Genomic DNA, 26,392 nt, shown 5'->3' on the forward strand with positions numbered 1-26,392 from the left:
CGTCAAGCACGGCGAGCAGGAAAAGCCCCGCAGAATAGAACAGCCCCGCAGAAGCGAGTTGATCGCCGCTGCGGGGCTTACTGTTTAGGTCGCGGTCCAAAGACTTGGCGTTACAGCCCTGTCACGATGACCGACCGGATGACCGATGAACCGGCCAACCCGCCGCCATTGGCCAGGCTGAATCCCTGGACATCAAGGGTGTGCGCGCCGTTGGAGACGACCCACGGCTGGTAGTCGGCGGTATCCGTCCCGACGACCGCTCCGATGTCTCCGGCGATTGCGAACGGTCGAGCGCTTTCCACCCGCACGACATTGCCGTCGAGCTTGAAGACCGCGCTCTTGGTAACGCCGGCGGTGTTGGCCCGGATGCTGTAGGTCCGGCCGCCGCTGAAGTCGATGGTCATGCCATCGACGATGGTGGCGACGTCCTGATCCGTCGTCGCGTCGACCAGTGTCAGGGTGGTGACACCGAAAGTGGTCGCGGGCGGGGGAGACGCCGGCGGCGACACCGGTGGCGGAGAGGTCGGTGGTACGGCCGGGCTGCCGGGGGCGGCGACCTGGAGGTGCGTCAGGTGCGTCGCACCCGTCGCCGCACCGCCGATGCCAATACTGAGCTTTCCGTCATTCACCGTGACAGTGATCGACTTGCTCGCAAACACATTGGCGGCCAGGCCCTGGTAGTTGAATAACTGCTGGCCTTCCACCCAGACGTTGTTCGTCGATGTCGCGGCTGCATCGCCGACGCCCACCGTGACGGTGTAAGTTCCGTTGGGTACTGCAAGCTCCCAGCGGGTACCGGCCTTCACGCCGACGTTCGTGTCGAGCAACTGATCGGCGTTGATCTCCCGGTCGGCAACGGCATCGGCGTTGGACGCGGACCAGCCATAGGTCAAACCGTTGCGGGCGGCGTAGATGTCGCCGGCATCGATCGTGTAGCCCGCTACCGCGGGTGCCGCGGCCGGCTGGAAGTTAATGCTGACCGGCGAGAACGTCACCGGCGGAGGCACGGTCGGGGTGCCGGCGGTGGAGAAGTTCACGACGATCGGCGTACCCGCGACGCCCGTACCGTTCTGACCGGAGTAGGCCGTCGCGATCAGGGTGCTGGCACCCGTGGGCACTGACCACGGCGTGTAGTCGGAGCCGACTTCACCGGCAATGCTGTACGGGCTGAAGTTTTCCGTGCGGACCACACTGCCGTTGACGCTGAACACCACGCTGCCGATGGCGGTCGGACCCGGTTCGGCACGAACCGTGTACTGCTTGCCGCCGGTCAGATCGAGCACCGCCCCGTCAGCGAATGAACCGAGCGGCGCATCGGTGGCGGCATCGAGCAGCGTAAGCCCGGCCAGCGTGGGGCCTGTAGTCGGGGGCGGCGGTTCGACCGGGCCCGGGTTGGTCGGCGAAGGTCCTGCACCGTTGGCCGCTTTGACGTTGGTGATAAGGAAGACGTTGTCCTGGAAGTCGTAGTTCCGCGCCAGGTAATCCATCCCCATGATGTACGCATTGGGGATCAGGTTGCCGCTGCGGTCTCGCGCCGGCCAGAACCGGATGTGGTGACCGTAGTTGCCACCGGGCTGTTCCTGCTTGTTGAGCTGGTCCTCGCTCCATTCGCTGTCCACGCGGAAACCGAAGCTGCCCGTCGGGTTGAACGCGTTGGCGCCCGTCGCGCCGGCGGTGGTCCTGGGGAGCAGGCTCTGCGCCTCGACACCGCTGTGCGTGATCAGCCCCTTCAGCGCCATGTTCGACTTCTCGTACCACGAAAGCTTGGCCGTATCGCCCTGGCTCTGATACGCGACGAGCTGCCGCACCGTCACCGGCTGATTCGCGTCCACGCGCTGCCAGAGGCCGCTGAGCACTTCCTCGCCGACGGCGGTCCGCTTGCCGCCGGTGTTTAGCGCTTCGCCCGGCTTAAGGATCTGGGTTCCGAACCCGAAGATCGTGTTGATGATCGTCGGGAGATTCGCTTCCTGGTCCTGCTCGTTCTTGAGCTGGTAGTAGCCGCGGAGTTCGATGACCTTCGGGCCATCGGTGGTGGTGATCGTCAGCGTGTTCTTGTACGTGCCGTTAGCGTTCTTGCTGCGGCCGGTCAGGTCGATCGTTTCGTTGACGGTCGTGGTCGGCGGCGCGGTGGCGACGAACTTGATTGTGACCGTCACCGACTGGCCCGGAAGAAGAACGGTGCCAGCCGCCGGTCCACCGGTGATCCGCCATGCCGAGGCATTGCTAAGCACGAGCGAACTGATCGTGATCGGCGTGCTCTTGTTGTTCGTGATCTTGAGCGAGCCGGTGTCGTGAACGACGTTGTTCGGCGGCTGATAGAACAGACCGGTCTCGGGGTCCTTGAGCTGCGCCGGTGGCTGCACGCCGATGCGGTTGAACACCAGGCGGTCGTTGTACGGAACGCCGTCGAGGTTCTCGTAGGTGACTTCTGCAGTGACCGACGGTGCGGCGATCTTCACGTTGCGGATGATGCCGATGAAGTCATTGACGTCGAACGAACCGTTGCCGTTGACGTAATCCTCGCTCGTGAACACGTAGGCGTTGGGGACGATCGTGCCGTCGGCATTCTTGAGCGGGTAGAAGCGAACCTTGCGGCGGTCGGCGGCGGTGAGTTCGCCGGTGTTGAGGTTGTCCTCGCTGTAAGCCGTGTTGCCGAAGATCGGGAACGTGATGTACAGGCCAAAAGTGGCAGCGCCGGGGTCGAAGCTTCCGGGCCCATTGGGATTCAGGGTCACGCTCTGGGCTTCGGTGCTGTTGATCGTCAGCACTTCGGTCTTGCTGGTGGGGCTTCCGGCGGTGTAGTAGCCGAACCGCGCCGCCGGTGATCCACCGGCGAAGGTGCCCAGCGTCTGGATGATGATCGGCCCGCTGACCGACTTCACGAATCGCTGTGCAACGACTTCGTCACTGGCACCGAGGCTTTCGGTGAGGTTGTAGAGATCGGTGTTGGCGGCGTTCTTATCGCCGGTATTGATGTTGAGCTGATACAGGTCGAACAGCCGCTGAAGCGAGGGTTCGTTCTGTCCGCCGGTGCCGGCGGTCGCGAGCCCGCGGAGCGGGACAGTGATCGACGGCTTGCTCGCGTCGGCGCTGGTGATGACGAGCGACGAGGTATGAATCCCCAGCGTCGTCGCGGCCGGTGCCTTGTAGACCACCTGCACGGTGACCGTCGCCCCCGGCGTCAGAACGCCGGGCAGACCCTGGGTCGCGGTGATCTGGAAGTTGCCGGCCTCTCCGCCGGAGATTGCCAGCCCGGTGATGCTCAGGTTGGTGGTGCTGGTGTTGGTGATCCGAAGCTTGGCCGCACCACTGGTCTGGCCGCGGACGGCGTTCATGACCAGGACACCCTTGTCGAGCAGGATGCTCGTGCCCTTGACGGTGGTCACCGACGTGGGGCCGCCGGAGCCGTCGGTCGAAGGACCGGGCGGCGGGGACGGAGGGACCGTCACGTTGCTGGGACGCAGGAGCGTGATCTTCTGTCCGCCGAACTCGGCGATGAAGAGCATGCCGTTGCGCGGATCGCTGGCATTGGCCGGGTTGCGGTATTCGATCAGGTCGACGGGATCGGTAAATGCGGCCTGGCCGCCAATGCCGGCAATGGTCTGAGAGGCATCAATGCCGCCGCTGAGGTTGGGGGTCAGCGCGATGATGTCGTCGCCGCCGGAATAGCGGACCACCAGCAGTTTGCCCTTGAGGGCTCCGCCGAAGGTGTCGCTCTTGTACTCGATCATCCCGTTCGGGGAGTAGCTCTGGCCGAAGTCATAGGCGGCCGGCGCCCAGTTGACGTCGGGCTTCACGCCGACCGGATACGACGCGATCTCCTGGGGGTCCACGCCGCTGGTCGGGTTGCCGCCGTTGAACGCGAACTCGCCGCGCGACGGGTTGGGATGGCCGTAGTACTTGCCCTGCTGAACGTTAAACAGCCAGTCGTGCTCGGTTTCGCGGACGTTCGTCAGTCCGGGGATGACCGGGCCGGAATAGAGCCCGCCCGAAGGGGGCCGCGCGCCGGACGTGGTGTTCGACGCAGGCGTGTTGCCGCCCGCAGCCGATCCGTTGACGGCGGTGTAAAGCTTGCCGTTGGAGTGCCAGACCAGGTCGTAGCCGTTGCGAACGCCGGTGGCGTAAAGCGTCAGCGGTGCGCCCGGGGCATAGGGGTTGTAGGTTCCGCCGGCCTCGGTGGTCTTGGCGTTGAGCGCGCCCTGGCCGTTGGTGATTCGCGTGGCGATCGCGTTGACATCGAGCCGCAGAATCGCGGCGCTGAGACGGTTTTCGTTGCGGTTACCCCACGACAGATCGGCAGCGCCCATCGCGGTATTGGCACCCTGGGATACGTACAACGCCCCGTCGGGGCCGAAGGTCGCCTGGTTGGTCAGGTGGTCGCGGACGGACCTGGGCAGGTTCGTCACGTAGTCCTGGTAGGTTCCCAGGTTCGCGCCGCTGAGGCGGCTGATTTTGCCGGTCCAGTTGGTGCCGTTGGTTTCGGCCTGCTGGGTGTGGGTGACGAAAAGAACCAGGTTCGACGAGGTGCTGGATGGGGCAAAGACCAGCCCGATGATGGACCGTGCTCCGCCGTTGGCCGTGTTGACCGTGCTAATCGACTGCTTATTGCTGAGCGTGCCGTCGGCGCCAACATCGAACCGCTGGATCACGCCGTCCAGAGTGCCGGCGTAAAGCTTGCCGTCCGGGCCGATGACGACCGAGGTATACTCCTTCGCCTGTGCCGCAGCCTGCTCGACCTTCGTGAAGTTGATGGCGCTCGCAGCCGGCCCGCCGACCGTACCGGTCGTGAAGGTGCTGGAGAACGGGGTCATCGAGGTGCCGGTGACGTCTTTCACGCCGACGGTCACGTTGAACTGGTAGAGCGTGTTGGGGTCGAGATAGACGTGGGGCTGGAACACAATGGAATCGCCGCCACCGCTGGTGCCGGAGGTTCCCGGCACGACCGCGCCGTCAGACACCCTGACGACGGTCACAGAACCGTTGAGCGTCGTGGGATCGAGCCCGCCGTTCGGAAGCGACAGGTCACAGGCGATGAACGCGTCGCGGCGCACGCCGGTCGTACCGTTGGCAGGCCGAACCGCCGACACGGAAGGCGACGCCAGCGCCGCGGCGAGGACCTGTGTACCCGACCCGCCGGTGGCAGTACCGGAAGTGCCCAGGTCGCCGGCCAGCATCTGGCGCGATTCGAGGGTCTCGACAACGGGGCACCAGGCCCTGGCGACGACGAGGCGCGACCGGAGGCCGCCGATCTCTGAAGAAGGACTGAGTTGCCGACGATCGACGGGACGAGATTGTGTACGAAAACGACCAAACACCTGATTAGTCCTCTGTTTAATGTTCGAGCCGTCCCCGAGCAGGCTCGAGGTACGCGATCCAGAACTTCGCATCCAACACAATGTGTCGCTTAGGCGTGCAGACCCGGAACTCTCCGGCGATACGTCCTAAAGCTCTGCCGTCGCAAATCCCACGTGCCAGTAATCGCGTTCACGCGTTTATCGGGCAGTGACTGCTCCCCATAGACGACACCCTATCCGTCGGCAGTTCGTGCGATACCGAGATTCATATCAGTGGGAACCTCCCAACAGGGCGGTCCCGACTCCGAGGACACAATGGTACCAATTGCACCCCAAAGCAAGTTGGAATCGACCCGAATCAACAAAATGAAACCGGCCCCAGCCGTCGCAGCCGCTTCCGTCGGCAAGGACCTGAATACTTTCCACTGGATGACAGATTGTTGCCCAGGGGTTTAACGACGGCGCAGAAGGACTGACCACCATACGGAAGTCGGTAACGCGACCAAACGCGGGGCGTCAGAAATGGATTGGCCAGACCAATGGGCCCGGTATCGATATGGAATTAGAATCGATCAGGAGTCTGTCGTGTTGCGACGACTTTCCCAGACCCTCAGGCATCGGATTTGGATAGCTGGGCATCGACCGGGGCCATCCCCATATCGAGCGATAACCGCACTAGTTCGGCGAGGCTGTCGGCACCCATCTTGGTCATCGCCCGCGAGCGGTGCACTTCGATGGTCTTCTCGCTCAACTCAAGCTGCCGGGCGATCTGCTTGTTGGCCATCCCGGAGACGACCATCGCCATCACTTCGCGTTCGCGGCTGTTGAGGGTGTCGTAGCGGCCGCGGGCAATCATCTCGCGGCGACGGACCACTGCCCGCTTCGCGTCGAGCGAGATCGCCTCCTGCACCACCGCGATGAGCCGAGCTTTATCGAAGGGCTTTTGAATCAGATCGAACGCACCGCGCTTCATGACCGCGACGCTGGTATCAACGTCGGCGACACCCGTCAGGAAGATGACGGGAAGGTGCACGCCACGATTCTTCAACTCGCCCTGGATATCAATTCCCGACATCTCCGGCAGATCGACGTCCAGAAGCAGGCAACCCCGCAGGTCGGACGAATGTGCGCTCAGAAAAGCCTTGCCCGATTCGAAACACTCGACACGCATGCCCTGGCTGGTGAGCACGGTGCTGACGAGTCGGCGGATGGCCGGGTCGTCGTCTATCACGTAGACAAATCCTGCCACAGTTGTCGAAACAATCTCGGTCTCGAAAGTCTGGGTCCCGTCGCCGTGGGAAACGAGTTCGTGTGTCATGGCAGTGTTCCGATCAAACTGATGTACAACGCCCGCTGGAGCTGACGAATTATTGCTGAAAGACCTGATAGGCCGCTTGCATTGAACTGGCTGCAACCGCGCGGTGAGATGTTGTGCAAGATCGTTGTAGCAAGATGCATTGTGCTCGGTATTACGATCTTGTGTCAAGCTTACGCAAGACTCGTTTTACGGCTTTCCGCCCGCCGACAGAACGTGCTCAGGCAATCGAGTCTTCGTAAGTCCGAATCTCTCAGAGACGATACCTGACACTAGACGGGTTCCACCGGACCCAAGATTGCATTGTGCGACCGGATCACCCGGATCGCCTTTGAACCGAATGTACTGTAGAGCCCGTTTACAACAACCCGTTGACCTACAACGACGGAAACCAGACCGCGGTTCGGACCAAATCTTTTTGATCTCCCTGGAGGTGCGTAAAAGACAACCTGAATTCTGGCAATCTGGTGAAGATTGACCGGCTCTCCCGCGCTGCCGTCACTGCCAGGATCACGCGGCAAATCACCGACCGAGTCGCCGACGCCCACTTCAACCCTTCGAACGATGGGTTCGAACCGGTCCACCGGCCGTCCTCGCTTCTGCGACAGCCGCCTCAAACTCCGCCGCCGACAGCAGACCCGCTTCGGCCAGAAATCGACTTGGACGACTGGCTTTGAACTTGCCGGCGGCGCTTCGCGACGTCACGTCCTGCCTTTTCTTGCACCAGGTCACGCGCAGCGTCTTCTTCGCCCGGGTGAAACCCACGTAACACAGCCGCCGTTCCTCATCCAGGCCGCGTTCCGGCCGATCGGAGACCGCCTTGTGATGCGGCAGAATCCCCTCTTCGCACCCGATCAGATACACGACTTCGAACTCCAACCCCTTGCTGGCGTGCAGACTCATCAGCCGAACACTTCGGGCGTCGTCGGCTTTATCGCTGTCGGTATACAGGCTGATGCTTTGTAGGTAGTCGGCCAGATCAGCCCGCGGATGGTCGCGGCAATAGACGGCGATGCTATTGAGCAACTCCGTCACGTTCCGCTTACGCTCTTCGTATTCGGGCGTCGCGGTCGGCGGTGCCGACTTGCTCGCCTTCTCGCCGTACCGCTCCTTCAGAAAATCATCATACCGTGATCGGGTCACCAGATCGTCGGCGATCGACCATACGCTCCGCCCGCTCGAGCCGATGCTGAAAATGTCCAACACCGCCCCACAGGCCCGAAGCGCCGCATCACCCAGGGGCTTGCCGTGTTCGTCGGTGATCTCCGGTGCGCGGCGAAGCGCGGTCAGAAGATCGGCCGCCTGCTGCTCGGCCCAGCTCTCTAACCGACCGATCAACGTATCGCCCATGCCGCGGGTGGGCTTGTTGGCGATTCTTGCGAAGCTGATGCCGTCCTTGGGATTGCAGACGAAACGCAGCATCGCCAGGACGTCCTTGATCTCCAGCCGGTCGTAGTAACTTCCACCGCCGACCACCGTGTACGGAATCTGCCGCCGCGTCAGCGCCTGCTCGACGGCACGGCTCATGTCGTTGGCGCGATAGAACACCGCGATCTCCGCCGCTTGAGTGCCTTCGCGAATCTCCTTCTGGATGTTCTGGCTGATCGCGTCGGCCTCATGGTCCGGCGTCTCGACGCCTACACACTTGGGCAATTCGCCGGGCGGGCGGATCGCGCTGAACGGTACTTCGATTCGATCCAAACAGTGCCGAATCAACCGGTCCGCAACCTCCACGATCTGCGGCGTGCTGCGGTAGTTGACGCCCAGCTTCACGACCTTGCACGAGCCGGTCTTGTGTCGCCCCTTCTCGATGAACCGCGGAATACTGTCCGGGCTGGCCCCCCGCCACTCGTAGATGCTCTGGTCCATGTCGCCGACGGCGAGCACGTTATCGTCCTTGCCGGCGATCAGCTCGACGATCTCATTCTGGGCACGATTGGTGTCCTGGTATTCGTCCACCTGAATGAAGCGGAACTTGCGCTGCAATTTGTCCTGCACCAGCCCCTCGCTGCGAAGCAGTCGGGCGGTCTCGGAAAGCATCCCGCTGAAGTCCACCTGTCCGCGTTCGCGAATCAGCCGAACGTAGTCGCGGACGATGTTTGTTTCTTCGTGGCTCGCCCGGCCGGACGCCAGCTCCTCCAACGCGTCGTCGTCGCCCAGATTCTCGCGCCAGTCATTGGCCAGAGTGGCGAGCAGGCGTGCTTGCGGCTTGCTGGCTTCGATTCCCTTCTTGCGCGCAATTTGCAGTATCAGGTCGATCTGGTCGTCGGAATCGATGACGGTCAGGCGAGGCTCGTAACCGAGCGGGCGGCCGAACTTACGCAGCAGAATTCCGCATAGGCCGTGAAAGTTGGAAATGAACACGGCGTTGGCTGCCTGACCGAAGCTTCCCGCAATCCGCTGGCGCATTTCGTCGCGGGCTTTGTTGGTGAACGTCAGGCAGAGGATGGCCCCTGCGTCTACGCCGCCACGAATCAGCCGGCCGGTGCGCTCGGTAAGGGTTCGCGTTTTTCCCGAGCCCGGCCCGGCCAGCGCGAGAATTCGCCCGGTGACATGACCGGCGACTTGTTCCTGTTCGGGGTTGAGTTTCATGGGCGACGGCGGGCCGGGAAGATACGCCGACGAGCGCAAAACGCAACGGTCGCGACTACTGTAGATTCATGCGAAACGCCGTTGCCCTCACCGGGTTCATCATTCTGTGCCTTGCGGCCGGCGGAATTGGCGGCTGGTTGACATCCGATGCTGTCCGCAGCTGGTATCCGACACTCGTCAAGCCGAGCTGGAATCCTCCGCCTTGGATCTTCGGCCCGGTCTGGACCACGCTCTACGTAATGATGGGCATCGCCGCGTTCCTGGTGTGGCGGGCCCACTCGAAGCTCGGCACCCGTGCCCTGACGCTGTTTGCGATCCAACTGCTCCTCAACGTCGCCTGGAGCTGGATCTTTTTCAGCCAGCGGCAGATCGGCTGGGCGGCGGTTGAAGTGGTGGTGCTGCTACTGGCCATCATTGCGACGACGGCCTTGTTCTGGCGCGTTTCCCGGCCGGCCGGCGCTTTGATGTTCCCCTATATCGCCTGGGTGTCCTTCGCGTCGTTTCTCAACTTTACGATCTGGCAGTTGAACCGATGAGCGCAAAAGACCGGCCGGCCGAGACGTCTTGCGTCGCGACCGGCCGTCTACAGCGTGAGCCTTTTGAACCGGCGGCGTTCGCCACCGTTGCGATCACCTCTCCGCGGCCGCAACGGCATCGGCGTGCTCGGCCGGCTCCTCGCTCAGCTGCGTTGCCGGGACTGGCGGGTGAGCAACCGTCAGCACCGGGCAATGTGCGTGGCGAACGACCATCTCGGCCGTTCCACCCAAAAGCAACCGACCCAATAACCCACGGCCGTGCGTGCCAATGACAATGACATCGGCCTCCCAGTCCTTCGCCGCGGCGCAGATATGTCGGGATGCCGCGCCTTCGTGAAGCACCGACGTCACCTTGATGCCCTCGGGAATCCTGGAAACGATCTCCTGAAGCAACCGCTGCGCCGATTCACGCCGCTCAGCCCGAAGTGCCGGCTCGGCGTAGGCCAGCTCCGGCGAGACCGAACCCGGCTCCGGAACCACATGAACCACCGCCATCGCGGCTCCCGTGGTCCGTGCGATTCTTACACCCAGTTCCAGCGCCCACTCCGCCTGCTTGCTGTCGTCAACCGCGACCATCACGCGAGAGAACGCATGCGGCGTGTGTTCCCATGTGCTGAGCGATTCCATCTCCCGCCGCAACGCCCGACGCGCAGCTGCCAGACGGCTTTCCACCCCTTTGGTGCCCGCTTCGCCCGAGGCGGCGAGTACGGTCTGCTCTTCTTCAAGGTAACGTTCCACCGCGGCAAGAAGTGATTGAGTCGACATGGTAGCCTCCGAAAGCGGGGCCTGACGGCCCTGCGGCCATCACCGTGCTTCATCCTCCCCAACCTTCACAACGGATTATTCGCCCCGAGCGCCGGCCCGACCATCGGAAAACGAAACTGTTATCGCATGGGCCTGCGACCTATGGCCATAGGAGTCCTCCCCATCCCGGCGCACGTCGTGCGCCACCATTCCAGCCGAGCCCGTTTTGCCCGATGATCCTCGGGGCCCATGGCCGACGAATCCGACGAACCTCGCCCGCGATTCACCCGGCCCACGCCCGGCCGATGGGCCGCCCTTGCCGCCTTGCTGGCCTCGATCGCTCTTCCACTGCTGCTGATCGACGATCCCAGGCACGCCCGGGCGACGGCGATCGCTGGTGCCTGCCTCGTCCTTTGGATGAGTGAGATCGTCCCGCTCTTTGCGACGACGCTTCTGCTGCTGGCCGCAACGCCACTTCTGCTGGGCCCGCTCGACCCGGCCGCATTCTCCCTCGGCCGCGTCATGGGGTGGGGTGCTAATCCGGTCATGGCGCTGTTCTTCGGCGGGTTCACACTTTCACTGGCGGCATCCAAGTGCGGACTCGATCGATCCGTCGCCGCGCTGATGGTCCACTGCTCCCGCGGCAGCCAGCGGGGACTGCTCGCCGCCGTCATGATCGGCACCGCGCTGATGAGCATGTGGATGAGCAACATCGCCGCCGGCGCGATGATGATCGTCACCCTCCGGCCACTGTTCCCGCTCGGCGCTGCCACTTCCGGCGAATTGGCGCGGTTCCGTCAGGCAGTGCTGCTCGGGGTCGCGTTCGCGGCGAACTTCGGCGGCATGGCCACGCCCATCGGCAGCGGGCCGAACCTGATCGCAATCGGTGCGGTCCGCGGCATCTTCGCGATCGACTTTGCGCACTGGATCGCGTTCGCCCTGCCGTTGACGATGTTCATGGTCGCCGTGAGCTGGGTACTGCTGGTGCGGCTCCATGGGGTGAGTGGCCCCATGCACGCGGTCATCATCGACGCGCCGCCGCTCGGCAATCGCGGCAGAGCCGTCATGGTGCTGCTGCTGTTCACGATCGCCGCCTGGTTGACCGAACCGCTTCACCACGTGCCCTCCGGCGTGATTGCGATCGCATTAGCTGGAACCCTCTTTGCCGTTCGATTGCTCGAACCGGCCGACCTCAAGCGCATCGAGTGGGATACGCTGATGCTCATCGCCGGCGGTCTCTCGCTGGGCGAACTGCTCGATAAATCCGGCATCGCCCACACCATGGCCGGATCGCTGCACGGGTCTGCGATGCCCGATGCTTGGCTGCTGCTGGGATTCATCGTTGCCTGTGCCCTGATCTCCGCCGTCGCCAGCAATACCGCCGCGTCGGCGATGCTCATCCAGATCGGCCTGGGCATCAGCCCGACCGCGTCGTTCGCGGTGCTGGTGGCGCTGGCGGCGTCGATGGGCGTTCCATTCGTGATCAGTACGCCGCCGAACGCAATCGCCTACAACCAGGGCGGCCTGCGTCCCCGCGATCTGATGATCCCCGGCTTCATCCTGATGGCGGTCGGCTGCGCGCTGCTTGCCCTGACCGGCCGGTTCGCCCTGCGGACCGCGGGCGTTCCGTAGGTCTCGCGGAGACGTCGCCGACGATGCAAATGCCGCCACCGTTTGACGCTCCGCGCTGCGAACGATAAGATGCCTCCCCGAACGTCGTCAGGAGAGGTGGCCGAGCGGCTGAAGGCGACGGTTTGCTAAACCGTTCTACGGAGTCATATCCGTAGCGAGGGTTCGAATCCCTCCCTCTCCGTTGAATGATCAGCCCGTGACTCCTGCATGCAGGATTCGCGGGTGTATGTAGTTGGACGCCCAAGTTTAGAATCTTGGACAACGACTTTAGACGAGCGTCAAGCGCGCACTTAAAGCCGGGCCTATGCGGCCTGGCTTTTTTTGTGGGCTGATCGAAGGGGCTTTAAACCACCTTCGATGGGCGGCCGAACGGCACCGCCTTGTTCATTGCGACCCGCCTGGCTTCGCAGCTGCAGTCGGGTTCCGATTCCGCACCATCCGGCAGCAGCCAGCGGTTGACCTGCCGTAGATCGGCGATCGCTCGCTTCGCCAGCCGGGCGATTCCTGTCCTGTTCAGCACCCGCGCCACCAGGTCGCCAAGCCCACGGCAGCGGTAATGCCCCCGCGGGCAGAGATCGAGGGCGGCGTGCTCGGCAATGTCCCGGCCGTCCACCACGCAGGGGCACACGCCATTGCAGCGGAACGCGTCCGCGCGGATCAGGCAGCGGTGGCAGGTGGCGAGGTTGCTGTGAAAGTCGGCCATCAGAACACAGGCGTTATCGTGATGGTGCCGTTGGCACCCGGGGAGCCGCCGAAGCCGTAGTTGTTCAGGCAGGGGTTCAGGACGGTGTTTTCGGCGCTGAACACCCACCCAGACTCGCAGTCGTCGGTTTCAGCCAGCGTGCCGTTGAACAACACGCTCTCGCCAGCTGCCCCACCCGTGTCGCCACGCTTACTGATCGTCGCGACCGGCGTGCCAGGGAAGCCAGGGGAGCCGGCCGACAGGTGATTGACGTAGATCCAAAACTGCGTGACCTCGTACACCAGGATGCCCGAGCAGGTGGTGCCCGCTCGCCGCTGCTGGACGATGCCGTCGATGTTGGCCGACCAGCCGCAATAGCCACCGGCGGCGTCGTTGCGTGCAAGGTTGTAGGTGCCGTTGACGGTGCCGCTGACGATCCGGGCCGACTCGCCGCTGACGAACGGGGCGCAGTCGGTGCAGGTGGTCGCCAGATCAACGCCGGCCACCGTCGCGACCAGGCTCTTGGGCACGCGGCCGGCACAGCCGAAGCATACCGCCGACGTGCAATCCCCCATCACGATCTTGCCGGTCTCGGTGAAGAGGATCTTGCCGTCGCGGAACTTGATCGGCCCGTTGAGAAGGTCCACGAACGGCCGAGCGGCCGTTCGTGGCGACGTTCGCCACCGCAGCGGCGGCCGGCGGATCTGGGGAGGCTGGGGGATCATCAGCAGTCCTCCCCGGTGTGCAGGTCGACCAGCTCGCCGGCGTCCTTGGCCTCCAGCACCAGGAACTCGCGGTAGCGGCCTTGGATCTTGTCGTTGTCGCCGTCGACGGTCCACTCGACCAGCGCCGTCACCCAGTCCGTCTTCGGGATCTCCTTGCCCACCGCCCAGAGCTTGATCGTCCCCTCCACGTCGCGATAGGCCAGGGCCGGCGAGAGATCAGGCGGGCTGACGTACTCGCAGGTGGCGAATCGTGAGACGGCCGGGATCTGCTCTTTGACCAGGTCGCCGCTGGCGAACTTCAGTGGCTGGCCGGTTTGGTCGAACAGCTTGTACGTCAGCGTGCAGGTTTCAGTCGGGCTGCCAGCCTTGCCACCGTCCACGCTGGCCAGGCAGGGAAACGTCCCAGGCGGTACCTCGATCGAGTTGCTGGCGAAGCCCAGCGGCACGGCCGGCTGAACGCCGCCGCCCGTGCCGTCGAACAGCCGCTTGGTCTCCGGCCGGACGATCGACGTCCCCGCTCCGCTGCCGTTGCCCGTTCGTTTGCGCACCTGGGCCAGGTAGTACTCGCTCGGCATCCAGTACGTGTTGAGATAGGCGTCGGTCCGCGGTGGGTCCTGGCTGATCCTTACCTCCGACACCCGCCCGCTCAGCTCCACCCGATGGAAGCCTGCCGCCGCCGCCAGCAACGGCTCACGACCGCTGGTGATGACGAACCGCTCCGCCAGCTTGCGGGCCTGCGCCGTCAGCCGGTCCTTGTTGTCTGGCTTGCCCTGCTCCTGGACGAGCTGCATCTCCGGTCGCTGCAGCACCACCGACTTCCCGTCGCTCAAGGCGTTCTGGATTTCGGCATCACCCAGCACGGTCAGTCCGCCGGTGTCCTGACGCAGGCCGAAGTCGAAGTAGACCGGCCGCTTCTGGTCGTCACGAATCTCACGGCTGAACGTCACCCGCAGATCGCCGTCCGCCAGCTCCTTGGCGTGTGCGAAGGGATCGTCGGTGTCGTCCACGTCCAGCGTGATCAACGGCTCCTTCACCGTCAGCACGCTGAACTCCAGGCCCACCGGCGTGCACCGGACGAACGAGCTCGATCGACGCCACCGCCCGGTGATTGGGTCCTTCACCGCGATCTTGGCCTCGACGATCAACCCGGCATCCTGGATCGTCACCGTCTCGCCGCCCTCGGGGTTGCTCTCGTTCTTCAGCCGCTTGACCACCCGGGTGATCGGAGCCTCGCCGAAGTCCGCGCGGCTCAGGCGAATCGAGCGGTAGAGCTGGTCGAGGTAGAGCTGCTGGCGTTCGCGGGCGACGTTCGACAGCTTCCGGCGCAGCGTGGCGATCGGGTCGCCGCCCAGGTCGTCGATCGACTTCAGGTTACGGTAGACGCCGTCCGCGCGGAGCGGGTCCTTCATGACGAACGTCCAGGTGCGATCGGACGGCCCGGTCACCGTCTTGGTCTCGATCGCTGGCGTCGGCCGGCTGGTGACGATCACAGTGCTGCCGCGCCGGTCCACACCCGGCAGCGGGATCTCCGGCAGCTTGTCGGCCGCGGGAAGGTCCAGCGCCGGCCCCTCGCCGAAGAAGTAGACCTTGGTGCCTCCCACCATCTGCGGGCAGAGCACCATGCCGAACGCGTCGAGGATGTCGGCCAGGGCCGTCGCCGCGTGCTGCTCCAGCCCGGCCGTGGTGAGCAGGAACGGAAACTGGTTGACGCCCTCGTGTACACCGGCCACATCCGGAAGACCCATCTGCCCGATCAGGTACTCGATCAGGTCCTTGTTGGTCTTGATCAGATCCTCGGGCCGCTCTTCGTCCTGATCGGCGGCGGTGGCCGCCCGCTTGGCTGGCAGGTTGGCCCGCCCGCCCCTTGGTGCCTTGTACGTCTCCCGCGCGTCCGTCAGCACCACGCGATACTTCTGGATGATCGGAGCGTGCGGCGGGTTGATGTCGCGTGCGATCTCCGCCGCCTGGAAGTCGGCGATCCGCAGATCCTGGATCGTCAGGTCCGGCGTCGTGTCGTTGCTGCTGTAGAACCTCAGGTCGCCCGCGCGTCGCAGATCCGCCGCCAGCGTGGCGTAGCCGGCCGGCGTGCAGGTGAAGCTGTTGCTCGACGGCTCGAACCCCGCCCGCCAGGTGAACTGGCCCTCCAGCGTGAGGGGCACGCCCTTGAAGCGGATGAGGTTGTACGTCACGCCCGACGCCATTTAGAAGTACCCCGGCTGAAGGTTCGCATTCACCGGCCGGCGGAGCTTGCCCAGCCGCTCGGCCGTCACGTCCAGCGACGCCTCGCTCACGAACTCATACTCCCACGTGGTTTCCCGCCGCACTCGATCGACCGGCCGGCACACCACCACCGGCGGCTTGGCCAGCAGCTTGGCGTCCAGGATCGGCTCTGGCGCCTTCAGGTACCGCAGCACGGTCAAGGCACGCCCGCGTTGCACGGCCCGGTAGACCGGGGCTTTCAGACCGAACCTCGGCAGCGTGCCGAAGTATTCGAACACCGGCCGGTCCGCCCCTTCCTTCGTCGTCGTGAACGTGTTGTCCCACTCCAGCAGGTCGTCTCCCTCCGTGCTGCTCAGCATCGAGAACGACGCCTTCACCCGCCGGTCCTGGTGGGTGTTGTAGTCCCACCGTTCTCGGAGGATCGTGCCCGCCGGCCGCACCAGGTCCTTGATCGCAATCGGGTCGCCGCTGAAGGCGAAGTCGATCGACAGCGTCTGCACCTTGCCGTAGTGCTCGTCCAGCTCCGTCGCTCGCACCAGGTCACCGTCGAAGATCTCCGCGCCGGCCGGTGCCGCCGGCAGCGGTGTCGCCAGCTCGGTGAAGGTCAGCGTCCACTCCACCCGATCCTCGGCCACGTTCTTCACTTCCTCGGTCGTCAGGGGCCAGAGGTTGGCCGGGTACAACGCGCGGATGCGTGGTTGGGTTGCGGTGCGGAAGACGGCGGCGGCGTTGGTGCCGCGCCCCTCGCCGCGGTAGGTGACTGCCTTGAGGTTGCTGGCCCGCGTGGCCACCGACACCGAGAAGCTGCTCTGCTCGTCGCCGCCGCCTTCGCCGTCGCCCTGGTTGAGCGACGTTGCGATCTCGAACTGCAGCCTCTTGACCAGCGGGGCCTCTTCGCCGGCCGGCAGCAGCTCGAACGACTTGACGTGCGGCCCGCCCTCCAGCGATTGCGCCGGCAGCACGCTGTACTCGAGCACGCCAGTCAGCCCGGAGATCAGCAGCGGCAGGCCGCTCAGCCGGAACGCCGCGCACACCGCCGCCAGCTTCAGGCCGAAGTCCGCCGCGTCGGTCCCCTGGATGTACCCTTCACCCTTCACGCTGACGGTGGTGCCGATCCTCCCCAGGCCGTCCTTCATCTCGGCCGACTCCGAGGCGGTGTAGTCCACGAGCTGAAAGTCAGCCGTGCCGTACGTGGCCTTGAACAGTGCGTCAAACTCACCGGCCATTAGAGGCCCTCCGCCGTGAGAGACCGGAACTCACCCGACGCCTGCTGTTCTTCCAGCCAACGTCGCAGCTCGCTCATCGACTTGTTGCCGATCTGCCGAGCCAGCGACGCGGCGTCGGTATCCGGGCCGACCTTGATCGTCACCGTCCGCTCCGTCCGACTGTTGCCCAGCTTGGTGTCCACCAGCGGCGTGCCCGATCCGATCAGTGCCCCGCCGGCTCCGCCCACCAACGCCCCGATCAGCAGCCCCAGCGGGCCGAAGAAGCTGCCGACCGTCACACCCAGCCCGACACCCGCCCCGATCCCGCCCGACAGCCCCACGTCGCCGGTAAGGCCGTACGCGAGCCCGCCAACGCCCAGCCCAGCGCCAGCACCCAGCCCCAGGCGTCCGCCCAGGCCGCGAAGCAGTCCGCCGCGTGCGGCACCGCCAACGCCGCCGGCAGCCGCCGCCGCCCCGCCCAGACCGCCCGGGCCGCCGCCGGCCGCCTGGGCCGCGTTGGCCGCGCCGATCCCCGCCGCCAGGGTGAAGTAGCTGCTCGCCAGGTTGGTCACCACCCGCACAGCCGAGATGCCCGCCGCCCCCAGCCCGATTTCCTTGATGTTGTTCAGGATGGCACCGGCGATCGGCAGCACCTGCTGAACTGCCCGGGTCACCGCACCCACCGCCGCCACGATCGCGTCGGCCGCCGCCTGCGCCTTGGCAGCCGCTTCCTGGGGGTGGTCGCGAATCCAGCCCACCACCTCTTCGACGACCGGCCGGAGAGCCCCGCCCAGCCGCTGGCCAAAGCTGGTCGCCACGCCCTCCAGGTTGCCCAGGATCGCCGTCGCGTCCGTCACCACGCCTTTGAAGTTCAGCCCCTCCGCGAACCCCGACCCGAAGCCGCGGTTTAAGGAGCCCCGGGCGTCGGCCAGCGTCGACAGCAGCCCCTTGATCCCCAGGCTGCTCTTGGCCGCGCCATCGGCGAAAGCACCCGTCCCGCTGGTCATCCGGCGGAACGCTTCCTCCACCATGTCGAACGAGATCTTCCCCTTGGTCACTTCGGCGTCGAAGCCGGTGCCCTTGAGCCCCGTCATTTTCTCCAGCTCGCGTCGCAGCGGCACGCCCCGCTCGGCGAACTGGAGCAGCTCCTCGGTCTGGAGCTTGGTCTTGCTCATCACCTGGGCGTAGATCAGCCCGACCTCCTGCAGCGGCTTGTCGGCGATCGCCGCCACGTCGCCCAGGGCCTTGAGCGACGGCAGCACCTTGTCGGCCGCCATCCCGAAGCCCAGGAACTGACGGGCTGTCGCCACGATCCCCGGCAGCTCGAACGGCGTGGCGGCGGCGAACTTCGTGAGGTCCACCATCATCGACTTGGCACGGCCGGCCGAGCCAAGCAGCACCTCCATCGAGATCGTCGCCGCCTCCATGTCGCCGGCGAGCTGCAGGCCCGTGCCGATCGCCGAGCTGAGGCCGGTCGCGATCGCCTGGCCCACCGTCGCTGCCAGCGCCGCCACGCCCAGCAGCGGGTTAGCCAGGAACGCCGTCACCACCGGCGGGAAGGTCTGCGCGATCGCCGTCGCCTCCAGCATGCCCTGGCGGAACGGGGCCACGTTGAGCCCGAGTGTCGAAGTTGCCGCGCCTGCGTCGAACGACATTCAATCCTGCTTCGAAGGCCCTTTGCCTTCACCGTCATTTGCCGTGCCAAGCCCCAGCTGGGCATACAGCATCTGGAATCCCGCCTTGCCGCTGAACCGCTGCGACTTCGTGCCGCCCGGCCCGTCACTCATCGGCCCCACGCCGTCGGCGTCCGGCTCGCCGGCCACGCTCACCTTCAGCCGCTCTTGCTTCATCCGCTGCTCGATCCGCTCGTCTCGTTTTAGCCTGGCCGCCAGCAGGTATCCGAACGACACGACACCGAAGTCCAAGGCGGCGGCCGGCGTCATGGCCGGGCAGATCTCGATCAGCGCCGCCACCGCGTCCCACAGGTCGAACGCTAGATCGCCGCCAGCCCCATTGCGGCCCGCACCTGGTTGCGACGGGCCGCCCGTTTTTTTTCGAGGTGGGACCCCATGTAAGCGCCGATCGTGGTCGTCACATCGTCGCGAACGTCGTCGTCTTCGAGCAGCTCGCGAAGCCCGCCGGCGTCGGCGTCACTCACCAGGCCGAGGATCTGCTGGATCTCCGCCTCGCGGGGCAACGCCAGCCGCATGGTGGCGAACTCCTTGAGCGTCACCTCCCGCACGGTGAAGGTCTTGCCGCCGATTCGAAGCTGCAGGTCCCACAGCGGGACGTTATTGGGCTTGGTGTCTTGATCGATGAGCATTTGGTGCCAGGTAAGAGGACAGAGAGAAAGACGCAGAGACGGATTGCACCGCGAGGTGTTACGACGGCGGCGCGCCGATGTAGCCGTACGCCTTGATCGTGCCGAGCTGGGCGCGGTCGGGATAGAACTGCCACTCCACGCGGACCACGTCGGGCACGTCGCCGTTGCGGTTGGGCGGGGTCACCTTCTTTGGCACGGCCTTCAACAGGTTGATGTCGAAAGTCGTCGTCGCCTCGGCGATTTCGTTGGGGTGTAGCTTCAGCAGCGCAGCGTAGCTGTACAGGTCGGTGTTCAAGCCGCTGGGCTGCAGCGGGATTGAGCCGCTCGTCCACCAGGGGAACAGGGCCTGGTACTGCGCGGCGGTGATCTCCCGGAAGTTGGTGACGATCATGCCGCCCAGTCCGAGAATCCAGTGGCCCAGGTCGATTGGCCCGAGGCTGCCGACCCGCTTCTCCTTGAGGATCAGATCCAGCGTCGGCGTCACGTCGTCGACCGCGCCGAACTCGGTAGAGCCCCAGGTGACGTCCCAGGCACCGAGCTTGAGATTGGCAATGTCATAGGTGTTCATAGGGGTACGTACTCCAGGTCAAAGTTGGCCACCCACTCCGGGCGGCCCTTGTCGTCACGGTTGATGTAGTCCGGCCCGCGGAGGTTTTGCACGGCGAGGATCTTGTGCGTCGCCGTCCCGCTGGTCGGCAGCTGCAGGTTGCGGATCGGCTTGCCCTGGGCGTCGAGCAAGGCCCGCACGATCGCCAGCGCCCTCGCCCGCACGTCCGCCTCCACGTACCCGACCGACCGGGCCTGGATGGACGCGGTTGGCAGGCCGATCGTCGAGACGGCACCGGCGTAGTTCCGCAGCTCGGTGTAAACGCCGACCCGGCCCAGGCTGTCCAGCGGCACCTGCGTCTCGTCGGCCGGCCCGGTCCAGATCGACCGCCCGCCGGATTCGTTGATTGACAGCGTCGCGACCAGGTAGGTCGCGAGCTTGTCGAGGAGGTTGTGCGGGTCGAGGGGCATTTCGGTTGTCAGTCGGCGGTCGTCGCCTTCACTCTTGCCGCCACGAAGGGGGCGAACTTGGGAGCGGCCGCACGCACGGCCGTCTCCAGAAACTTCCACTGGCCGCGCGGGTTCTGTCGCGGGCCGACGTCCTTCTCCGGCGGGCGTTCGTGCCGGGCCGCCCCATACCGGATGTTGAAGCCGATCGTCTTGCTCACCTTCAGGCCCACCATCACCGCCGGCTCGCTGGTGGCGCTGGCCTGCAACGCGCCGCTCTCCACCGGGCAGATCTCCTGGGCGTCGCCGAGCACGTGCTCGCCGAACTGATCGACCGCCGTCCTCGCCGCCGACACGGCCGCCGCGTCGAAGCGGTTGAGGCCGCGGAGGATTTCAGTCATGTCGATCGAGGCGGACATCGCGGTCACTCCTTGACGAAAATCTCCAGGTGGCTCAGCCCGCCGCTCTTCTGTCGATCGACTACAAACACCACCTGGTACGTCTTTCCGGCCGAGCCGTCGACCGTGGCCGCCAGGCGATCGCCGGCCTTGATCGTCACGCCGGCGACGGCCGGTTTCAGCACGTAGATCACGCCCGACGCGTCCTGGATCGTCGCCCCCAGCGTGAACCGCTGGGCCTGTCGTGGGGCGTCGACCGCACACCGGGCGGTCAGGGTCGACGGCGACGCCCATGAGGCCGTACCGTCGCGGGCGCTGGCCCCGCGGGCGATGTGGCTGGTGAGCGTGGCGTTGGTGATCACAGGATCCTCCCGCTCTTGAGCCGGTACGGCCGAAGCAGATCCGCCGCCTGCCGCACCAGGTTCTTCTCCCGCCCACCGCCGGCCGCCGGGCGGTAGCTTTCCTTGAGGCTGCCGACGTCCTGGCTGGCCAGCCCGTCGTGCTGGGCGTCCAGGCGGGCCGCCCGTTCGCCGAGCAGGATCGCGTTGGCCTGGTGCAGGACGGCCAGCTTCACGTTGCGCGGCACGACGGCGGTCTTGGTCGTGTCGTCCCAGTCCCAGACCTGCTCGGCGATCGCGTACGCCGCCGGCGGCCGAATCGCCTGACCGGGTGCGGTCTGGTACCGCTCGTAAGGCACGCGTGGGAACTCCAGCGTCTGGACGGCGGGGTCCAGGTCGTACCGCCGGCCCTGCCACGGCCCGGCGGCGTCGATCTCCGCCGTCGCCTGCACCAGGGCCGCCAGCTTGTCGGCGTCGCTGGCGGCCCGGTAGGCGGCGAGCTGCGTCGACGGCACCGATACCAGCACGGCCGATGCGGTGGCGACGGTGAGGTAGCTCGGCCCGGCGTCCGTCGAGCCGGCGATCGTGCGGCTGCCGTCGTTATAACTGCCGTCGTCCCAGGTGATGCGGTACCCGTAGGCGTACGTCAGGCCCAGGGCCGGCTCGTCGAAGCTCTTGCGCCAGATCCCGCCGCCGGCGTTGACCATCGCCGTCCCCGCCGCCACCACGACCGCGTTGGTGTCGGTCCGCTTGACGCCGTAGGTGTTCGTGCTGTCGCGAAGCACCACCGAAGCGGGCGTGTCACCGGAGATTTCGACTTCGATAGTCATGGGTCAGTAGGCAGTAGGCAGTAAGCAGTACGCAGAGAAGCCGCGGCTCAGCTGGGGACGTTCACCGTCACGTTGCGGACGATCGTGGGGTTGCTGGTCTCCACCTGGCCGTCCGAGTTGGTGACCAGCTTGTTGGCCGGCGTCGCCAGGATGGCCGTGGCGATGTCGCCGGCCGACGCACCGCTGCCGGGGTTGGTCGTTGTCACGTACCCGCTGCCGTTGGTGGTGAGTTTGTTGCTCGGGCTGGCGAGGATCGCGGCGGCGGCGGCGGTGGCGATTGTCGAGGACGAGGGCAATGCCGCGACGGCGCTGGCCGTCGCCAGGCTGCTCACGTCGGCCTTGAAGGTGTTGGCGTTGTCGGTGTGGGCCAGCGTGCCGGTGACGTTGAGCTTGTCGAGGTAGCCGGCGCGGGCGCCGGTCCAGTTGGACGTGCTCAGTGCCGTCGCGGCCGGGGCGATCGCGTTGCCGCTGCTGTCGACGGCGCGGACACCGACGCCGCTGATCGTCCCCGAGCCGGTCCCCAGGATGCGGCCGTTCACGTCGCCGTTGACAACGCTCGCGCGAATCTCGCCACCGGTGTTGACGCTCGGCTTGTAGTCCGGCGTGCGGACGAGGATGGAGTTGACCGTCGACGTGAGGGAAGCGAGGTCTGGCGCGGTGCCCGTGTACTCCGTCCCATTCCCGCCGTAGGAGACGCCCAGCGACACTTGAGTCGTCTGTGGGAGCGTCAGATTGCCCAAGCCGACGTCAAAAGCAACGCCGTCGCGGACGTCGCTGGCCGCGGGGACAACAAGCGATCCGGTGTACTCGCTTCCGTTGCCGAACACCGTGCCCGATCGCACGTCGGTTTGGTTGGGATGACCGCCACCGGTGTACTCGCCGACGTACTGATAGGTGCTGCCGTCGAACGAGCCGTAGTTGGTGCCCGACTGGACGTTGGCGACTTCGGGCAGGACGACGTTGCCGGTGAACTCCCCTACATACCCGTAGGTCACGCCCGCCCGCACGTCTGCTATCGCGGGAAGGACGAGCTGGCCGCTGGCCTCTGTGCCGCCTCCGCCCCCATACGGAAATCCGTAACGAACCTCGCCCTGCGGGGGCAACTGCAGACTGCCTTCGAGCTCGTCGCTCTCGCCGTAGAACACGCCTTCACGCACGTCTGCCTGGTTGGGGTAGCTCATGGGTTCAATCCTTCGAACGGGGTCTAAACGGTCCTCGTCGGTCCTGCTCCGCTGAACATCAGCGGACGCTTGCTCGCACGGCCGCCACATCAACGGCGGGCCAGGACGATTGCTGTCGCAGCTCGTCGCACGCCGCGCCAACCCAGACCGGTCCGCCTGGTGCATTGCTCGGCCAGGTGCAACTGTTTTCGAAGATCGCCAGCTTGCCGATCTTGATCACCTGCTTCGCCTGGGGATGCGGGGTGCTCGCGTCCTTGCCGGTCAGCCGGCAAAGGTCCAACTTGATCGCCGCCTGGCTGGCCTGGGGGTTCGCCGGCCCGTTGTTGGCGAAGACGTTGCCGGAGATCTCGGCCTCCTTGACGTTGCTCGCCTCGATCGCCCAGCCCCGTCGCTCTATAACGCCGACGTCGCTGCCGAGCGGACGCTCGCCCAGGAACAGGTTGCGAGTGATCTTGCCCGTGACGCCGCCGGGCACGATCGGACCCGCGCCATTGACCAGGCCGAAGCTCATGTGGATCGGGTTGTCGATGAACTGATTGCCGACGATCTGCCCGCCGCACCGTGCTTGGAGCCCGTGCGAGCAGGCGGCGGAGATCCGGGCCTCGGTGACCGACAGCTGCCGGCTCTCGCCGGTGATGTAGAGGTTGTGGTTTCGCATCCGGCTCGCGCCCGCCGGCTGGCTTTCCCGCCAGCCGTTGTGGTGGTACCGGCCGCCCCGCACTTGGATGCCATCGCAGGCGTCGACGTACACGCCGTGGCTGTCGTCGCCGGTCTGGCTGTAGTTGTCGTGCACGTCGCAGTTGACCATGTTCAGAGCCTTGCCGCGGTTCGCGCCGAACGCCTCAGCTGCCAAGCCGATCGTGAAGCCGGTGATCTCACAGCCGTTCAAGACCGTCACCTCGCAACCCAGCAGTCGAACGCCCTGGGCGGTCGGCTGGCGGGCGCTGAAGCGGATGCCATTGATCACCAGCTCGATTGCCCGCCACAGCGTCAAGGCCGAGCCCTTGTTGACCGTGATCAGGGGGGCGGGCCCGTCGCCGTACGCGGCGATCGTGACACCCTTGAGCCGCAGAGCCGTGTCGGCAAGCTGCGTCGTCCAGACGCCGCCCGCCGCCAGCCAGACCGTGTCGCCCGGCTTGGCCGACCGCACCGCCTCGGCCCAGTTGTCGCCCTGGCTCACATGGATGCCCGCCGGCCGCGGAGGAACCACCACAGGCGGCGGCAACACGACGACGGGCGGCGTGACAATCGGCGGCGACACAGGCGGCGGCGGAGTCACCGTGCCAGGTTCGGGCGCAGGCGTCGGAGCCGGCGCGGGCACCGGCCGGAACGCCGCGTCGAGCACGGCCGCCAGCTCCGCCGACACCGGCGACTCGCCGACCTTGGGCTGGGCGGTGAACACCCGCTTGACCTCCTGGCCCGCGTCGTCGAGGACGTCGATCGTGTATTTGCGTGTCGCCATGCTGACTCCGTTTTCTTCCAGCTCCCAGCTTCGGACTCCCGACTTCGGCACGCCCCGCGTGCCTACTCAACGATCTTGAACTCCACCAGCAGCGACGACTGCGGCAGCGTATTGCCCAGCGTGCCGGCGACCGTGATCGTGAACTCCAGCGTGTCGCCCGTCGCCACGTCGCGCTCGGTGCCGATCGACAGGGTCGCCAGCGTCAGGTCGCGGGCGACGTAGTCGGCCAGGAGCGCTCCGCCGGTGACCTTGGTGGAGTTGGCGGCGGTGGCGATGTTGACGATGGCCTGCGTGCCGGTGCCAGCGGCTCCCTTGTTGACCAGGCCGAACGTGGCGTAGTTGGTGTCGCTGGTCGCCAGGTCGGCCGCGTTGACGAACGACACCCGGCTGATCTGCGCCGCCGAGCCGACCGAGGGCACCGGGATGCAGAACTTCGTCGAGCCCGCCGACGTCGCGATCGTGCCCAGGGGAATCACCAGCGACTTGGTCTGCATCGCCGTGCTGGCCAGCGTGCCGGTGATGCTGCCAGTGGAGAGGCCGAAGCGGGCGTACACCGCCGGCGTGACGGTGGTGATCGTCGAGCCGCCGGTGACGACGGTGAACAGCGGGATGCGCGTGGCGGTGAACGCGCTGGTGTTCTTACTGACCGTCCCGGCCGAGTCGACCTCGACGTAGTTGGTCGTCGAGCTGCTCAGTGCGATCGTGCCGGCCGACACGCTCACCAGCGTGTTGCCGAACCGCACCTTGCCGGCCCGATACCCGAGCGTGAGCCCGGTCGTCGTGTCGGCGTTCTGGGCGCACCAGGTGTCGGCGGGCGCGACCGCGTTGAGGTCGTACCCGTTGGCAGTCGAGCCGACCGTGCCGGCCTCCAGGCCGTCCAGCATGTCCTGGACGAAGTCACTGAAGAGCGTCCCGGTGAGGAGATTGAACTGCCGGTTGTCCTTGTCCAACGCGGCGATCTGGGTGCTGTTGAGCTGCATGGTGCGTCCTTGCCTTCGTGCCTTCGTGCCTACGTGCCTACGTGCCTACGTGCCTGGTGCTCTACTTCTTGGCCGACTCGGCTTTCTTCTTCGCCTCCGCAGCCGCCGCTTCGGCCTGCGCGGCCGTTTCGGCTTCGGTCAACGGCAGCGGGTTGACGATCTGGCCCGTCGCCTCGTCCTTCACTTCGTAGCCGCACTCCGTTGCCCAGGCGGCGGCCCTGGCGTCGTCGGTGGACGCCTGCCCGTCGACGAAGCTGAGGCAGTACGGACCGTGCCGGCGGTTGAAGCCGGCGTTCCTGATGCGGACCTTCCAAGGTCCGGTTGCTCGCTTTGCAGTTGCCATCTTGTTCTCCAAAAGTTGTCTTGCCTGACTTCGGTCACACGCCGTGCCTGCCGCCGCCGGCTGCCTTACAGCGACTGCGGCTGCAGATACGCCAGATACGTGATCGACGGCGTCGTCCCGGTGGTGGTGAGCACCAGCCTGACGTAGCGCTGTTTGATCACGGCCCCGATCACGCCAGTGCCGGCCGCGGTGACCGCCACCGATCCTCGGGCGACAAACGTCGCGTTGTCTGCCGAGTCCTGCAGCGCGAACGTGTAGGTTTCGTTGCCGTCGTCGGTGTCCATCGAGCTGACAAAAACATTGGCCGACATGGGCTTGCCCGCACCGCCCGGGGCGAACCCCTGCCCCAGGTCCAGCGCGGTGGAGTTGAAAGTGGCCGTCTTGGTCACCGACGCCTGCAGCATCAAGTTGGCGTCCTGCGGTCCGATGACCGAAGGCTCCGCCATGAACTGCGTCGCCACAAGCGAGAAGAGAACGACGGCGACCAGTGCCGCCAGTCCGAGAAGGGGAAGTCCGAGGGTGGTCAGGTGATTCATTGCTTCTGTCTCCGTAGGGTCCGCCTTGGCGGACGTGGTTGCGATTCGTCTGTCTGCTTCCGA

General features: G+C 65.7%; 23 protein-coding genes and 1 tRNA gene. 3 read left to right on the forward strand and 21 right to left on the reverse strand.

Going from position 1 to position 26,392, the window contains the following annotated elements:
- Positions 1 to 110: 110 nt before the first annotated feature.
- From IPV69_RS05815 to IPV69_RS05825, 3 genes are all read right to left on the reverse strand, one after another.
- The gene (locus tag IPV69_RS05815; protein WP_206293977.1) at positions 111 to 5,315 is read right to left on the reverse strand and encodes an Ig-like domain-containing protein; all 5,205 of its coding nucleotides are present in this window, start codon (positions 5,313 to 5,315) and stop codon (positions 111 to 113) included.
- 589 nt (positions 5,316 to 5,904) lie between these two features.
- Positions 5,905 to 6,612, reverse strand: coding sequence for a response regulator transcription factor (locus IPV69_RS05820; protein ID WP_206293978.1), 708 nt, complete (start codon positions 6,610 to 6,612; stop codon positions 5,905 to 5,907).
- A gap of 546 nt (positions 6,613 to 7,158) precedes the next feature.
- Positions 7,159 to 9,201 carry an ATP-dependent helicase gene (locus tag IPV69_RS05825; protein ID WP_206293979.1) on the reverse strand — a complete coding sequence of 681 codons (2,043 nt, stop codon included), beginning with the start codon at positions 9,199 to 9,201 and terminating at the stop codon, positions 7,159 to 7,161.
- A gap of 68 nt (positions 9,202 to 9,269) precedes the next feature.
- Here IPV69_RS05825 and IPV69_RS05830 point away from each other — a divergent pair, with 68 nt between their 5' ends.
- A complete protein-coding gene (locus IPV69_RS05830; RefSeq protein WP_206293980.1) occupies positions 9,270 to 9,737 on the forward strand; it encodes a TspO/MBR family protein in 468 nt (155 codons plus the stop codon).
- Positions 9,738 to 9,830: 93 nt separating this feature from the next.
- Here the strand turns inward: IPV69_RS05830 and IPV69_RS05835 are convergent, their stop codons facing one another.
- Entirely contained in the window at positions 9,831 to 10,502 is a 672-nt protein-coding gene (locus IPV69_RS05835) for a universal stress protein (protein ID WP_206293981.1), read from the reverse strand.
- 228 nt (positions 10,503 to 10,730) lie between these two features.
- On the opposite strand from IPV69_RS05835, the gene IPV69_RS05840 reads away from it, so the two are divergent.
- Complete coding sequence (locus IPV69_RS05840) at positions 10,731 to 12,113, forward strand: SLC13 family permease (protein ID WP_206293982.1); 1,383 nt, start codon at positions 10,731 to 10,733, stop codon at positions 12,111 to 12,113.
- Between the two features lie 90 nt (positions 12,114 to 12,203).
- Positions 12,204 to 12,294 (forward strand) — tRNA-Ser (locus IPV69_RS05845).
- 162 nt (positions 12,295 to 12,456) lie between these two features.
- Here the strand turns inward: IPV69_RS05845 and IPV69_RS05850 are convergent.
- The 17 genes from IPV69_RS05850 to IPV69_RS05930 form a co-directional block, all read right to left on the reverse strand.
- On the reverse strand, positions 12,457 to 12,816 hold the full coding sequence (locus IPV69_RS05850) for a hypothetical protein (RefSeq protein WP_206293983.1): 360 nt from the start codon (positions 12,814 to 12,816) through the stop codon (positions 12,457 to 12,459).
- Positions 12,816 to 13,520 carry a hypothetical protein gene (locus IPV69_RS05855; RefSeq protein ID WP_206293984.1) on the reverse strand — a complete coding sequence of 235 codons (705 nt, stop codon included), beginning with the start codon at positions 13,518 to 13,520 and terminating at the stop codon, positions 12,816 to 12,818. The genes IPV69_RS05850 and IPV69_RS05855 overlap by 1 nt, the downstream gene beginning before the upstream one ends.
- Positions 13,520 to 15,709 (reverse strand): hypothetical protein, encoded by a 2,190-nt coding sequence (locus IPV69_RS05860; RefSeq protein ID WP_206293985.1) that lies wholly within the window; start codon positions 15,707 to 15,709, stop codon positions 13,520 to 13,522. The genes IPV69_RS05855 and IPV69_RS05860 overlap by 1 nt, the downstream gene beginning before the upstream one ends.
- Positions 15,710 to 15,721: 12 nt before the next feature.
- Positions 15,722 to 16,966 carry a hypothetical protein gene (locus IPV69_RS05865; RefSeq protein WP_206293986.1) on the reverse strand — a complete coding sequence of 415 codons (1,245 nt, stop codon included), beginning with the start codon at positions 16,964 to 16,966 and terminating at the stop codon, positions 15,722 to 15,724.
- Positions 16,966 to 18,600: a tape measure protein gene (locus IPV69_RS05870; RefSeq protein ID WP_206293987.1), complete on the reverse strand. Its 1,635-nt coding sequence runs from the start codon at positions 18,598 to 18,600 to the stop codon at positions 16,966 to 16,968. The genes IPV69_RS05865 and IPV69_RS05870 overlap by 1 nt, the downstream gene beginning before the upstream one ends.
- Positions 18,601 to 18,918 (reverse strand): hypothetical protein, encoded by a 318-nt coding sequence (locus tag IPV69_RS05875; protein WP_206293988.1) that lies wholly within the window; start codon positions 18,916 to 18,918, stop codon positions 18,601 to 18,603.
- 20 nt (positions 18,919 to 18,938) lie between these two features.
- Entirely contained in the window at positions 18,939 to 19,268 is a 330-nt protein-coding gene (locus tag IPV69_RS05880; protein WP_206293989.1) for a hypothetical protein, read from the reverse strand.
- A 58-nt stretch (positions 19,269 to 19,326) separates the two neighbouring features.
- The gene (locus IPV69_RS05885; protein ID WP_206293990.1) at positions 19,327 to 19,836 is read right to left on the reverse strand and encodes a hypothetical protein; all 510 of its coding nucleotides are present in this window, start codon (positions 19,834 to 19,836) and stop codon (positions 19,327 to 19,329) included.
- Positions 19,833 to 20,285 carry a hypothetical protein gene (locus IPV69_RS05890; protein WP_206293991.1) on the reverse strand — a complete coding sequence of 151 codons (453 nt, stop codon included), beginning with the start codon at positions 20,283 to 20,285 and terminating at the stop codon, positions 19,833 to 19,835. The genes IPV69_RS05885 and IPV69_RS05890 overlap by 4 nt, the downstream gene beginning before the upstream one ends.
- A gap of 8 nt (positions 20,286 to 20,293) precedes the next feature.
- Positions 20,294 to 20,680, reverse strand: a complete 387-nt coding sequence (locus IPV69_RS05895) for a hypothetical protein (RefSeq protein ID WP_206293992.1) — start codon at positions 20,678 to 20,680, stop codon at positions 20,294 to 20,296.
- 5 nt (positions 20,681 to 20,685) lie between these two features.
- On the reverse strand, positions 20,686 to 21,021 hold the full coding sequence (locus tag IPV69_RS05900; protein ID WP_206293993.1) for a hypothetical protein: 336 nt from the start codon (positions 21,019 to 21,021) through the stop codon (positions 20,686 to 20,688).
- Entirely contained in the window at positions 21,018 to 21,827 is an 810-nt protein-coding gene (locus tag IPV69_RS05905) for a DnaT-like ssDNA-binding protein (protein ID WP_206293994.1), read from the reverse strand. Before IPV69_RS05905 ends, IPV69_RS05900 begins: the two co-directional genes overlap by 4 nt.
- Before the next feature lie 47 nt (positions 21,828 to 21,874).
- The gene (locus tag IPV69_RS05910) at positions 21,875 to 23,008 is read right to left on the reverse strand and encodes a hypothetical protein (protein ID WP_206293995.1); all 1,134 of its coding nucleotides are present in this window, start codon (positions 23,006 to 23,008) and stop codon (positions 21,875 to 21,877) included.
- Between the two features lie 58 nt (positions 23,009 to 23,066).
- Entirely contained in the window at positions 23,067 to 24,470 is a 1,404-nt protein-coding gene (locus IPV69_RS05915) for a right-handed parallel beta-helix repeat-containing protein (RefSeq protein WP_206293996.1), read from the reverse strand.
- Between the two features lie 62 nt (positions 24,471 to 24,532).
- Positions 24,533 to 25,450 (reverse strand): hypothetical protein, encoded by a 918-nt coding sequence (locus IPV69_RS05920; protein ID WP_206293997.1) that lies wholly within the window; start codon positions 25,448 to 25,450, stop codon positions 24,533 to 24,535.
- Between the two features lie 61 nt (positions 25,451 to 25,511).
- On the reverse strand, positions 25,512 to 25,793 hold the full coding sequence (locus IPV69_RS05925; RefSeq protein ID WP_206293998.1) for a hypothetical protein: 282 nt from the start codon (positions 25,791 to 25,793) through the stop codon (positions 25,512 to 25,514).
- 65 nt (positions 25,794 to 25,858) lie between these two features.
- A complete protein-coding gene (locus tag IPV69_RS05930) occupies positions 25,859 to 26,329 on the reverse strand; it encodes a hypothetical protein (protein WP_206293999.1) in 471 nt (156 codons plus the stop codon).
- Positions 26,330 to 26,392: the final 63 nt, after the last annotated feature.

Source organism: Humisphaera borealis (assembly GCF_015169395.1).
GTDB lineage: Bacteria > Planctomycetota > Phycisphaerae > Tepidisphaerales > Tepidisphaeraceae > Humisphaera > Humisphaera borealis.